The organism is Streptomyces sp. NPDC102259, assembly GCF_044766465.1.
In the GTDB taxonomy this organism is placed as follows: Bacteria; Actinomycetota; Actinomycetes; order Streptomycetales; family Streptomycetaceae; genus Streptomyces.
In genome coordinates, this window is record NZ_JBIWMA010000019.1 from 95,012 (window position 1) to 107,714 (window position 12,703).

General features: G+C 72.0%; 10 protein-coding genes. 5 read left to right on the forward strand and 5 right to left on the reverse strand.

The features are described 5' to 3' along the window. The 3 genes from ACIRPU_RS33340 to ACIRPU_RS33350 all read left to right on the forward strand — a co-directional run bounded on the left by ACIRPU_RS33340 (position 1) and on the right by ACIRPU_RS33350 (position 5,670). Complete coding sequence (locus ACIRPU_RS33340; protein WP_384122909.1) at positions 1-1,338, forward strand: ABC transporter substrate-binding protein; 1,338 nt, start codon at positions 1-3, stop codon at positions 1,336-1,338. Between the two features lie 133 nt (positions 1,339-1,471). Continuing rightward, entirely contained in the window at positions 1,472-3,517 is a 2,046-nt protein-coding gene (locus tag ACIRPU_RS33345) for a beta-galactosidase (protein WP_403874064.1), read from the forward strand. 125 nt (positions 3,518-3,642) lie between these two features. Next, positions 3,643-5,670: a glycoside hydrolase gene (locus ACIRPU_RS33350; RefSeq protein WP_403874066.1), complete on the forward strand. Its 2,028-nt coding sequence runs from the start codon at positions 3,643-3,645 to the stop codon at positions 5,668-5,670. A 69-nt stretch (positions 5,671-5,739) separates the two neighbouring features. Here ACIRPU_RS33350 and ACIRPU_RS33355 read toward each other — a convergent pair whose 3' ends face one another. From ACIRPU_RS33355 to ACIRPU_RS33375, 5 genes are read right to left on the reverse strand one after another with little or no spacing between them, the layout of a single operon-like run. After that, complete coding sequence (locus ACIRPU_RS33355; protein ID WP_403874068.1) at positions 5,740-6,642, reverse strand: STM4011 family radical SAM protein; 903 nt, start codon at positions 6,640-6,642, stop codon at positions 5,740-5,742. 10 nt (positions 6,643-6,652) lie between these two features. After that, a complete protein-coding gene (locus ACIRPU_RS33360; protein ID WP_403874070.1) occupies positions 6,653-8,011 on the reverse strand; it encodes an STM4012 family radical SAM protein in 1,359 nt (452 codons plus the stop codon). Beyond that, a complete protein-coding gene (locus tag ACIRPU_RS33365; protein ID WP_403874161.1) occupies positions 8,008-8,835 on the reverse strand; it encodes an STM4013/SEN3800 family hydrolase in 828 nt (275 codons plus the stop codon). The genes ACIRPU_RS33360 and ACIRPU_RS33365 overlap by 4 nt, the downstream gene beginning before the upstream one ends. 43 nt (positions 8,836-8,878) lie before the next feature. Beyond that, complete coding sequence (locus ACIRPU_RS33370) at positions 8,879-10,039, reverse strand: STM4014 family protein (protein ID WP_403874072.1); 1,161 nt, start codon at positions 10,037-10,039, stop codon at positions 8,879-8,881. Positions 10,040-10,050: 11 nt separating this feature from the next. After that, positions 10,051-11,010: an STM4015 family protein gene (locus ACIRPU_RS33375; protein WP_403874074.1), complete on the reverse strand. Its 960-nt coding sequence runs from the start codon at positions 11,008-11,010 to the stop codon at positions 10,051-10,053. 226 nt (positions 11,011-11,236) lie between these two features. Between ACIRPU_RS33375 and ACIRPU_RS33380 the strand changes: the two genes are divergently transcribed. Next, complete coding sequence (locus tag ACIRPU_RS33380) at positions 11,237-11,563, forward strand: hypothetical protein (protein ID WP_403874076.1); 327 nt, start codon at positions 11,237-11,239, stop codon at positions 11,561-11,563. A 40-nt stretch (positions 11,564-11,603) separates the two neighbouring features. Beyond that, positions 11,604-12,680: a DUF6745 domain-containing protein gene (locus ACIRPU_RS33385; protein ID WP_403874078.1), complete on the forward strand. Its 1,077-nt coding sequence runs from the start codon at positions 11,604-11,606 to the stop codon at positions 12,678-12,680. Positions 12,681-12,703: the final 23 nt, after the last annotated feature.

The following is a 12,703-nucleotide window of genomic DNA, read 5'->3' on the forward strand; positions in this document are numbered from 1 at the left end:
ATGCGCAGAACAACGAGCCGCATCCTGCGCGGCATCGCCCTCGTCTCCACCCTCGCCCTGGGCGTCACCGCCTGCGGCGGCTCGGACGACGACTCCGACACGAAGGCCGTCTCCGCCGGCGACCTCCAGGCTGCCCTGGACAAGGGCGGCGACATCACGGTCTGGGCCTGGGAGCCCACCCTGAAGACCGTGGCCGCCGACTTCCAGAAGAAGTACCCGAAGGTCAAGGTCAACCTGGTCAGCGAGCGCTCCGGCGACAAGCACTACACCGCGCTGTCCAACGCGATCTCGGCCGGCAAGGGCGTCCCCGACGTCGCCCAGATCGAGTACTTCGCGCTCGGCCAGTACTCCCTGACCAAGGGCCTGACCGACCTGGCCCCCTACGGCGCCGACAAGCTCGCCTCGAAGTACACGCCGGGCCCGTGGAACGCGGTCAGCGACGGCGACAAGGTCTACGGCCTGCCGATGGACTCGGGCCCGATGGCGCTGTTCTACAACAAGACGGTCTTCGACAAGTACAAGATCGCCGTCCCCACCACCTGGGACGAGTACCTGGACGCGGCCCGCAAGCTCCACAAGGCCGACCCGAAGGCCTACATCACCAGCGACCTCGGTGACGCGGGCCTCACCACCTCCCTGCTGTGGCAGGCCGGTTCGCGCCCCTACAAGGTCGACGGCACCAAGCTCGGCGTCAACTTCGACGACGCGGGCGCCAAGAAGTACGAGACGGTCTGGCAGCAGCTGATCAGCGAGAAGCTGCTCGCCCCGGTCAACGGCTGGACCGACGACTGGTACAAGGGTCTGGGCGACGGCACCATCGCCACCCTGCCCACCGGCGCCTGGATGCCCGCCAACTTCGTCACCGGCGTCCCGAACGCCAAGGGCCAGTGGCGCGCGGCGGCGATGCCGGCCTGGACCGCGGGCGACAAGGCGAGCGCGGAGAACGGCGGCAGCTCGCTGGCCGTCCCGGCGCTGGCCAAGAACAAGGAACTCGCCTACGCCTTCACGGAGTACGCCAACTCCGGCGCCGGTGTCGCCACCCGCATCGGCGAGGGCGCCTTCCCCGCCACCAAGGCGGAGCTCGAGTCGCCCGCGTTCCAGAGCAAGAAGTTCGACTACTTCGGCGGCCAGGAAGCGAACAAGATCTTCGCCGACTCCGCCGCGAACGTGGCGAGCGACTGGTCGTACCTCCCGTTCCAGCCGTACGCCAACTCGATCTTCAACGACACCGTCGGCAAGGCCTACGTCTCCGGCACCAAGCTGGCGGACGGTCTGAAGGCCTGGCAGGACGCCTCGATCAAGTACGGCGAGGAGCAGGGCTTCACCGTCGAGAAGTAGGCGGGAAGCAGTCGACGAGCAGTCGACGACAGGCACTCGAGAAGCACTCGAGAGAACCTGAGAAGCAAGAAACGCCGGGCGGCGCGGCACCCGGGCCGCGCCGCCCCCGTGCACCACTTTCGGAAGGACCGCCATGATCTCCACCCTCCAGTCCCGCATGCTGCGCGGGGCGGACGGTGACCCCGCCCCGCGTCTGGCGTACGGCGCCGACTACAACCCCGAGCAGTGGCCCCGGGACGTGTGGGAGGAGGACGTGCGGCTGATGCGGGAGGCCGGCGTCACCGTCGTCTCCGTGGGGATCTTCTCCTGGGCCCGGATCCAGACGGGCCCGGACACCTGGGACTTCGGCTGGCTCGACGAGATCATGGACCTGCTGCACGCGGGCGGGATCGGCGTCGACCTGGCCACCGCCACCGCCTCCCCGCCGCCCTGGCTGACCACGGCCCACCCGGAGATCCTGCCGGTGACGGCGAACGGTGAGACGCTCTGGCCGGGCGCCCGCCAGCACTGGCGGCCCACCTCGCCCGTCTTCCGTGAATACGCCCTGCGCCTGGTCCGGAAGATCGCCGACCGGTACAAGGACCACCCGGCCCTGGTCGCCTGGCATGTCTCCAACGAGCTGGGCTGCCACAACGTCTACGACTTCTCCGACGACGCGGCCCGTGCCTTCCGGATCTGGCTGCGCGCCCGCTACGACACGCTCGACGCCCTCAACCACGCCTGGGGCACGGCGTTCTGGTCGCAGCGCTACAGCGACTGGGAGCAGATCCTGCCTCCCCGGCTGGCCGCCTCGCACCCCAACCCGACCCAGCAGCTGGACTTCAAGCGGTTCTCCTCGGACGCCCTGAAGGACCACCTGATCGCCGAGCGGGAGATCCTGAAGGGGATCACGCCCGGCGTCCCGGTCACCACGAACTTCATGGTGATGGGCAACACCAAGGGCATGAACTACCCGGACTGGGCGGGCGAGATCGACTTCGTCTCCAACGACCACTACGTCCACCCCGGCCCGCAGGACCGCGACGAGCTGTCCTTCTCCGCGAACCTCACCAGCGGCATCGCGGCCGGCCGGCCCTGGTTCCTGATGGAGCACTCCACCAGCGCCGTCAACTGGCAGCCCGTCAACGTGGCGAAGCGCCGCGGCGACCTGGCCCGTGACGCGCTGCTGCACGTGGCGCACGGCGCGGACGCGGTGTGCTACTTCCAGTGGCGGCAGTCGGCGGCCGGCGCCGAGAAGTACCACTCGGCGATGGTGCCGCACGCCGGCCCGGACAGCGACCTGTTCCGCGCGGTGGCCGGCCTCGGCGCCACGCTCAAGGCCCTCGCCCCGGTGGCGGGTTCGGAACGGGAGCCGGCGGCCGTCGGCATCCTCTACGACTGGGACTCGTGGTGGGCCAGTGAGCAGGACTCCCACCCCACCGCCCTGCTGGACTACCGGCAGGAGGCGCTCGACTGGTACTCGGCGCTGCTCGCCCTGGGCGTCCGCGCCGACCTCGTCACCACCCGCGCCGACCTCTCCCGGCACCGGGTGCTGATCGCGCCCGTGCTGCACGTGGTGCCGGCCGAACTGGCCAAGGACCTCACGCGCTACGCCGAGCAGGGCGGTCACCTCGTCACCACGTACTTCTCCGGGGTGGTCGACGAGAACGACCACGTCTGGCTCGGCGGTTACCCGGGCGCCCTGCGCGACCTGCTCGGCATCCGCATCGAGGAGTTCGGTCCGCTGCTCGCCGGGGAGTCCGTGGAACTGGACGACGCCACCTCGGGCACCCTGTGGACCGACCGGATCACCGTCACCGACGGCGACACCGAGGTCTTGGCGCACTACCGCACCGGTGAGCAGGCCGGACGCCCGGCCGTCACCCGGCGCCCGACCGGCGGCGGTTCCGCCTCCTACGTCTCCACCCGGCTCGGGGTCGACGGGCTCGCCTCGCTGCTGCCCCGGCTGCTGGAGCCGGCCGGGGTCGCCAGCGAACTCCCGGCGGACGTCCGGGGGTCGGTCGAGCTGACCGTCCGGCGCGGCCCCGAGGGACGGTTCCTGTTCCTGGTCAATCGGACCGACGACACGGTGCCGGTGACCGGGCTGGACGGAGAGGTGCTGGTCGGCACCGGCGGCTCGGAGGGCGCTCTCGTCCTCGGGCCGCGGGAGGTCGCCGTCCTGCGCCGGCCCGTCGGCTGACGTCACCCCGCCCGCACCCTTCACGACTCCTCGGCACCGCACGCACCCGTGCCGAGGGCCATCCCCTCCTGTCCGCGCGGCGGGAGGGGCCCACCACAGCGACCGCACCGCAGTTGGGAGCACAGATGGCACGCCGTACCCGCAGCAGACGGAACCTCGGGGCCGCCGCACTCACCGCACTGGCCACCGGGGCCGCCCTCCTCAGCGTCCCCGTGCAGGCGCACGCCGAGGCCGCCGTCACCGTGACGCCGGATCCGTCGTACCAGCAGCAGAAGTTCGAGGGCTGGGGCACCAGCCTGGTCTGGTTCGCCAACGCCACCGGGGACTATCCCCCGGCGATCCGCGAGAAGCTCGCCAAGCTGCTCTTCGGCGACGACGGCCTCGCGCTGAACATCGCCCGGTACAACATCGGCGGCGGCAACGCCCCGGACGTCACGGACTACCTGCGGGCCGGCGGTGCCGTCGAGGGCTGGTGGAAGGCGCCCGAGGGCACCACCCGCGAGGACACCGACTGGTGGAGCGCGGACGACCCGGCCGACTGGAACAAGGACGCCGACGCCACCCAGCGCTGGTGGGTGGACCGCATCAAGAAGGACATCACCCACTGGGAGACGTTCAGCAACTCCCCTCCGTGGTTCATGACCGAGAGCGGATACGTGTCCGGCGGCTTCAACGCCAACACCGACCAGCTCAAGGCCGACTCGGTCGACGACTTCGCCGCCTACGTGGCGGGTGCGACGAAGCGACTGGAGAAGGCCGAGGGCATCAAGGTCGACACCGTCGACCCGTTCAACGAGCCCAACACCGGCTACTGGGGCACCAAGCTCGACGCGAACGGACAGCCGGTCGGCGGCCGCCAGGAGGGCGCCCACATCGGCCCCGAGCTCCAGCAGAAGGTGCTCGCCGCGCTGGCGCCCGCGCTGAAGCAGGCCAAGGTCAAGGCCGGGATATCGGCGATGGACGAGACCAACCCGTCCCTCTTCGCGACGAACTGGAACTCCTACTCGCAGGCCTCCAAGGACCTCGTCGACCAGATGAACGTCCACACCTACGGCACCGGGCAGCGCACGACCGTCCGTGATCTCGCCAAGGCCGCCGACAAACCGCTGTGGATGAGCGAGGTCGAGGGCGACTGGGGCGACGGGCAGAGCTTCACGGACATGCGTCCGGGCCTCGGGCTCGCCCAGCAGATGGTGAATGACCTGCGGGAACTGGAGCCCACCGCCTGGGTGTTCTGGCAGCCGGTCGAGGACTACGACAACATGAAGCCGGGCGGCGAGTCCGCGAAGGGCGGCAACTGGGGCTCCATCCAGCTCCCGTTCAGCTGCACCAGCACGGACACCCTCCAGTCCTGCCCGATCTACACCAACACCAAGTTCGACACGGCCAGGAACTTCACGCACTTCATCAAGCCCGGCGACAAGCTGATCAAGGTGGACGACACCTCCAGCGCCGCCGCCGTGAACAAGGACGGCAAGGGCGCCTCGGTCGTCCACGTCAACAGCACCACCGCGGCCCGCACGGTCACCATCGACCTGTCCAAGTTCCGCGACATCAAGGGCAGCGCGACCGTCACCCCCACGGTGACCAGCGCCGACGGCAAGCTCCAGCAGCAGGCCCCGGTCAAGGTCGTCGACGGCAAGGCCACCTACACCGTCCCCGCCCAGTCCGTGACCTCCTTCGCCGTCAAGGGCGTCTCCGGCGTCGCGAAGAACGCGGGCCTGTTCAGCAAGGGGCACTCCTACACGCTGACCGGCGTGCAAAGCGGCAAGGCGGTGACCGTCGGCGCCAACGGCACGAACCTGGTCATCGGCTCGGCCAACGGCACCGCCGCGCAGAACTGGCAGCTGGACGCCCGGTACGGCAAGACGGGCGCCCGCCAGCACTACGTATTCGCCAACCCCGCCGAGGGTAAGCGCCTCGCCGTCCGCGACAACGTGCCGGTGGTCGAACCCGACACCGGCGAGCGTGACGCGGCCACCGAATGGATCATGTCGACCACCGGCGACGGGACGTGGACCCTGGTCAACGTGGCCACCGGACGTCTCCTCGAGGTCGGCGGCCAGGCGACCAACGAGGGCGCGGCCGTCACCACGTGGCAGGCCAACTCCGGTTCCAACCAGCGCTGGAGGGTCACCGACGTGACCCCGTAACACCTGACGGACCTACCGGCCCTGCTGGTCCTGCCAGCCCTGTCAGCCCTGTCAGTCCTGTCAGTCCTGTCAGTCCGCAGTCTCCGCCCGCATCGCGATCGTCGTGATGCGGGCGGAGTGCTGTGCGGGGGCGGGGGCCGGGATCCGCTCCAGGACCCCGCCCGCGAAGACGTCGTACAGCGGCAGGGTCTCCAGGTGGACATAGCCGATGTGGCAGTCGCAGACGGCGAGCGGGCAGGGGCGGGGGCGCAGGGCGGCGCGGTACGAACCGTCGTAGAGGTTGCCGAGTTCGGCGCGGACGAAGTGGCAGCGCCGCACGGTGCCCTCGCCGTCGACCGAGATCACCGATTCGCCGGTGCGGCAGGGCAGCCCGGCGCTGGTGTGCGGGTGACGGCTGTACGGGAAGAGCGGGTCGAGGGCGGTCCACCGATCTGCCTCGGCGTCCTCGTAGACGTGGCCCTCGGCGGCGTTGATCCACAGATAGACGTGCGCGGGCAGGTCGGCGCGCAGTCGGCGGGCGGCGTCGAGGTGCTCGGGCAGTCCGACGACGCCGACGCTGAAGCGGATGCCCCGCTCCGACAGGTCGCGGCACTTGGTGAGGAAACGGTCGTACGGCGTCTGGCCCGGGTGGTACGTGCACCACAGGGCCAGGGTGTCGGGGTCGGCCTCGGCGAGCCAGTCGGTGCGGCAGCTGAGGTTGGTCTGGACGGCGACCCGGCGGATGTGCGGGAGACGGGAGAGGTCGGCGAGGGCGCGCCGGTACCAGGAGCGGACCAGTCCCTCGCCCCAGGGGGTGAAGAGCAGCGACAGCCGGTCGTCGGTCCGGTCCGCGGCCCATCCCGCGAACCGTTCGAGGGCGGCCCGGTCGGCGCGCAGTTGTTCCGTGCTGTCGCGCCGCTTCGCGAACGGGCAGTAGGGGCAGTCGTAGTCGCAGGAGGCGAGCGGGCCGCGGTAGAGCAGGGTCAGGTCCATGGCGGCCGGGTCACTTCCGCTCGTAGGCGGTCATGGCGGCCCGTACGGCCGGGGAGAACAGCTCGGGGCCGATGGCGTCGGAGTGGGCGAGGCCTTCGGGGGTGAGCCTGAGGGTCGACGGGTCCGCGTCGGTCAGCCAGCCGCGGTCGGCGAAGCGTGCGAGTTCGGGGCCGAAGTCGTCGGCGGGCGCGCCGCCGAAGCGGGCCCGGTAGTCGTCGAGGCGCAGTCCCTCGGCCTGGAGGAGCGACTGGAGGAGGTGGCGGCGGCGCGCCTCGTGGGGGTTCATGGGGTGGCCGACCTCCGCGTGGGCGAAGTCGGACGCGTCGGTGGCGACGTAGTCGTCGATGATGCCCCGGATCTGGTGCATGCCGACGGCGTAGTCGAAGGAGTAGTGCAGGCCGGCCGTGTAGGAGCGGGCGCCGCAACCGAGGCCGATCATGCCGTCGGTCTGGCAGGCGTAGTCGTCCACGCCCTGCGGCGGTGCGTCGGCGCGGCGGAACATGCGCATGGACTGCTGGGTGTAGCCGTGGGCCAGGAGGTGGTCGCGGCCCGTGCGGTACAGCCGCAGCCGCTGCTCGTCCCAGGCCGGGTCGGGTCCCGCGGCCCGGCCGGGGCCGCGGCGGTCGAGGCCGGTCAGGGGGCGGACGTAGAGCGGGTAGAGGTAGAGCTCCTCGGGCCGCCAGGCCAGGGCCGCGTCCAGGGAGTGCCGCCAGGTCCGCTCGGTCTGGCCGTCGATGCCGTAGATCAGGTCGATGTTGAGGACCGGGATGCGGGTGTCGCGGACGCGGGCGAGGGCCGCCTCGACCTCGGCGCGGCGCTGCGGGCGTACGGCGGCCCTGGCCTCGGAGTCGACGAAGCTCTGGACGCCCAGGCTCAGTCGGGTGGTGCCCCGGTCGGCGAGCACGGCGAGGCGGTCGGCGGTGGCCGTGGCGGGCGAGGCCTCGACCGACAGCGGGACCGCGCGGAGGTCGGCGCCCATGCGGTGCTCGGCGATGTCGCAGAGCCGGTCCAGCTCGGCTGCGGTGAGGAAGGTGGGGGTGCCGCCGCCGAAGGCGGCCGTGGCGAAGCGGACCTCGTCCGTGTCCCCCAGCGCCTCCCGTACGGCCCTCGCCTGCCGTTCCAGGGCGTCCAGATAGGCGCCGGTCAGTCCGTCGGGGGCGCCGATGCGGGTGAAGAGGTTGCAGAAGCCGCAGCGGACCTCGCAGAACGGTATGTGCAGGTAGAGCGAGAGCGTGTCCTTGGGCTCGGCCGCCCAGAGGGCTTTCAGGGACGGGCGGTCGGGGAGCGCCCGGTAGGCCGTCTTGTGCGGGTAGGCGTAGACGTAGTGCTGGTACGGGCCGGTGCGGGTGACCGGTTCGGCGGTGGTCATCGGCCGGCCTCCGTCGGACGGGGTGCGGGGTCGAGGAAGAAGTGGGCGTACGGCACGGTCCACACGGACTGGTGGCCGAGGCGGTGCCCGGTGTAGCCGTCGTCGCCGTAGGCGGTGCCGTGGTCGGAGCAGACGATCGCGAAGCAGCGGCGCCTGCTGCTCGCGGCGGCGAACAGTCGCCCGATGTGCCGGTCCACGTACTCCAGCGCGGCGGCGTGCGTCTCCCGGCTGTCGCCGGTCTCACGGGTCGCGCCGGGCAGATGGAACCAGTTCGGCTGGTGCAGGGCGGACACGTTGACGAAGAGGAACAGCCGCTGCTCGTGCGGCAGTCCGCGTACGACCTCCTCGGCGCGGGCGACCTGGTTCTCGAAGGACTCGGGTGAGGTGACGCCGAACTCCGGTGCCCAATGGGACTCGTGGAACAGGCCGGGCAGCACCGAGCCCAGCGGGCCCTGCTTGTTGAAGAAGCCCACTCCCCCGATGCACACGGTGTGGTACCCGTCCTCGGCGAGACCCGAGACGAGGTCGGGGGTGTCGTAGACGTAGGTTCCGCCCGCGGTGGTCTCGCTGCCCGCGAAGCTCGCCGCGAACAGGCGCGGATGCGGTCCGGGGGCGGCCGGGGTCGGCAGGAAGCCCGCGAAGATCGCCTGGTGGGAGGCGTAGGTGAAGCTGCCCGGCGCGTGCCGCTCCTCCCAGCGGCCGCCGGGGAGGTGGCGGGCCAGATGGGGGATGCGGCCCGATGCCGCCAGCTCGGCGGCGACGTCGTGGCGGAGTGTGTCGAGGGTGACGAGCAGGAGGTCGTGGCTGCCCACCACCTCGTTCATGTCGGGCACATCGTTCATGTCGGGGACATCGTCGATGTCGGGCTCAGGCATGCGGTGTTCCTGTTCTGTACCGGGCGAGGTCACCCAGGACGCCGGCCACTTGGGCCGCGTAGGTGTCGAGGCCCTCCGCGCCGCTGCCGGGCAGGCCGGTGAGCCGGGGCAGCAGATCGCCGAAGGCGTTGACCTCGCCGACCGCGGCCCTGCGCCAGCCGACGGCCGGCAGCAGGTCGACACCGACGCACAGGGTGCGCGGAAAGCAGGCCGCGGCCTGTTCGCACACGCCCAGCAGGTCGGTCCAGCGGGCGCCCGCCGCCTCGACGGCCTCCCGGACGGTGGCCAGATCGCCCCGACGGCCGCCGAGATGCAGGTTGGTCATCGGCGAGCGGCTGGTGCGCACCACCGCGTGGGTGGCGCGACCGGCCACGACGACGACCCTGAGGTCGGCCGCCCGGCCCTCCTGGGAGGCCTTCGGCAGCCAGCGCTCGAGGTGCAGTCCGTCGGGGGCGAGCGCGTCGACGATGGCCGCGATGTCCTGCTCGCGTTCGTAGCGGCGCACCCTGAGGGAGTTGTACAGGCCGCCGTCGGCGGCGAGTTCCACGGAGGTGGTGGCCCTGATCCGGCCGCCGCCGCCCGACTCGACGGCGAGGACGCCCGAGGCGGACGATCCGTGCGCGGGTTTCACGAAGAGCCGGGGCATCCGGTGCTCGCGCATCGCCGCGCGCACGTCGTCCCAGCCCCGTACCTGCGCGCCCTGCGGGCCCGAGGTGGGTGAGGCGGGCACCGGGACGCCCGCCGCGCCGAGGACGGCGTGGCAGAGCCGCTTGTCGAACAGCACCGCGAGCTCGTCCGGGTCGTCCAGGCGGACGCCGCCGCGCAGACTGCGTACCGCGGCGGTGAAGCGGGCGTACCAGCGGCCCGAGCCCTCGACCCGCGTCGGGTCGCCGGCACCGCGCAGCAGCCGGTCGACCTCGGCGTTCTCGCCGGGCGAGTCCAGGCGCACGATCTCCTCGGCGGCGAAGTCGGCACCGCCGTCGCGCAGTACGTCCGCCCACGGCACGACCCGCGGGGCCGGCAGGCCGGCCCCGCGTACCGCGTCCTCGAAGAGGGCGACCCGACGGTTCTCCGGGTTGCCGACCACCGCCAGGCGTGGCGTGGACGCGCGCTCCGGGCGCGGCTCGTCGAGGGAGGAGGGACGGTGACCCATGGGTGCTGTGCTCACTCCCCGACAGCGACGTAGCGCCACGGCGTTCCGTCGTCGTCCGAGTCCTCCTCGGCGTCGTCGCGGTCGAGGTCCACCTCGACGCCCGCGGTCTCCACGGTCCGCCGGACGCGCTCCTGGAGGGACTCGCTCAGGTAGTGGTAGTGCAGGTCGAGCTTCTTGAGGTGGGTGAGCGGCTGGCCGCCGAGCAGGGCGGCCGCGCCCTCGTCGGTCAGGACGCCCATGGAGAGGTCCAGCACCTCAAGACGGGCCACCACGGGCGCGGACGCGACGGCCGCGGCCACGGCGTCCTGGTTCTCGCTGTTGCGCAGGGCGAGGTGACGCAGGCTCGGCAGACGGGCGCCGGACAGGATGGGCGCCAGGTCGGCGACCTCGCTGTCGCCGCCGTACTCGGGGGTGCCCAGCCACAGGTCGAGGTGGACCAGTTCGGGCAGGTCGCTGCCGCCGACCCCGCGCACGACCTCCGCGGGCAACCCGCCCGTCTCGATCACGAGCCTGCGCAGCGCGCGATGGCTCACCGCGGGGAAGGCCAGCCCGGACCCGCCGCGCACGCCGAACTCCTCCAGCGCGGGGAACGCGGCCAGGATCGGGGTGACGTCGGTCTGGTTGATCCAGGAGATCTCGCACTCCTCCCCCACCATGTCGCCGAGGAACACCGCCCGCAGCGCGGGGAACCGGTCCCGGGCGGCCACCAGCGCCTCGATGACGTCGGAGGGATCCGTGTCGTAGGCCTCCTGCCAGGCGCCGACGATCAGGGCCCGCACCCGGGTGGTGTCGACGGCGGAGCAGAAACGGGCGAACGCCTTCGTCCAGTCCTCGTCGGCGTCGTAGACGTCGCTGGTGACGCGCCAGGCGAAGGCCTCCGGGTCGGGCAGGTCGTCCGTCCTGCCGCCCGGGCCCGGGAAGGTGTGGGCGGGCAGCCGGTACAACGCGTTCAGGTGGTCGGTGACGGTCATGCGGCTGCTCCCCGGAGAAAAAGATGCGCGGTCCGTGATGTGTCCGCAGTTCTACCAACAGGCACTGACAACCTCCCTCGGCGGGGCCCCGGTTCGGAACAGCCGCTCGGGACTTCCGCTCGGGACTTCGGCTCGGGACTTCCGCTCAGGGGCGTTGTCAGTGGTGGTCCGTACCGTCTTCGTCATGAGGCCGGTGCACGGAGCGTCCGGCGGGGAGGGGAGAGCCATGTACCGGCAGGGAGACGTGCTGATCGTGCCCGTCACGAAGGACGCGGTGCCGCCGCACGTGGCGGTCGCGCCGAAGGAGCGGCGGGACGCGCGCGGCCGGCTCGTGCTGGCGCTGGGCGAGGTCACCGGGCACGCCCACGCGGTGGTGGGCCCGGGCGATCTGGTGCGGGAGTCCGGGCCGTTCGGTCCGCTGCTGCTGCACCTTCCCCAGGGCGGCCGGGTGGTCCATGAGGAGCACGCGGCGATCGCGTTGCCGAAGGGCTGGTACCGGGTGATCCGGCAGCGGGAGTACGTCCCCGGATCCGTGCGGATCGTCGCGGACTGAGCGGAGGGCGACCGAGGTGACCGAGTTGGCGGAGGGGCGGATGACGACTACGGAGCTTGCCGGGGCAGTGCCCGGGGCAGCGGCGGAACCGATGGTGGAGGGGACGTCCTTCGAGGACGTGCGTGGCTGGCGCGAGTGTGCCGCGGCGGCCGTGCCCGCCGATCGCGCGGCCGCCGAGGACGGCGTGCGGCGGGCCTACCGACAGGCCGGTCTGCCGGATCCGGAGCGCGTGGTGTGGGCCGCTTCACCGCGGGCCGCCGTCACGCTGGTCCGGGAGCTGGCGGACAAGGGCGCCAGTGTGCGCGAGGCGGTCCGCAGCGCTCCCTGGGCCGGCGAACGGCAGCGGCTCCACACGCGGTTGGGCGCGGCGGGCTGGGCGGCGCACTGGGCGGCGACCGGCGGGCTCCTGTGGGAGTCCACGCAGGCGCTCGTCGACCGGATCCGGGCCGGGGTGCTGGAGGAGCTGGCCGGCGGGGACACGGGGAAGGAGGCCGTGGAGATCCGGCTGGTGCTGCTGGACGCCGTGCTCGGTCAGCACGACGCGCCGTGGCTCGCCGCGTTCCCGACGGACCGGGGCCCGCTCGAGGGACTGGCCGCGGTGAGCCGCCACGCCGGCTGGTGGTGGCCGTTCGCGCGGGTGGCGGTGGTGTGCGAACGCCCCGTCGCCCTGCACCGCGACGAGGCGGGCCGGCTCGACCACGGGGACGGCCCGGCCCTGGCGTACCCCGACGGCTTCGCCCTGCACGCCTGGCGCGGCATGCCGGTCCCGGCCGAGTTCCTGGCCGGACTGCCGACGCTCACCCCGGACCGGATCAGGTCCGAGGAGAACGCCGAACTGCGCCGGGTGATGCTGGAGTACTACGGCTACGACCGCTATCTGGCGGACTCCGGGGCGCGTCACGTCCACCGCGACGAGACGGGCACCCTGTGGCGGATCGACCTGGCCAACGACGAGCCCGTCGTCATGGTGGAGGTCCTGAACTCCACTCCGGAGCCGGACGGGACGCGACGCACCTACTGGCTGCGGGTGCCGCCGGCGACCCGCACGGCGCGGGAGGGGGTCGCCTGGACCTTCGGCCTCGCGGCGGAGGTGTACGCGCCCGAGCGCCAGACGTGATCCGGAGAGCCTCGCGGCCGGGT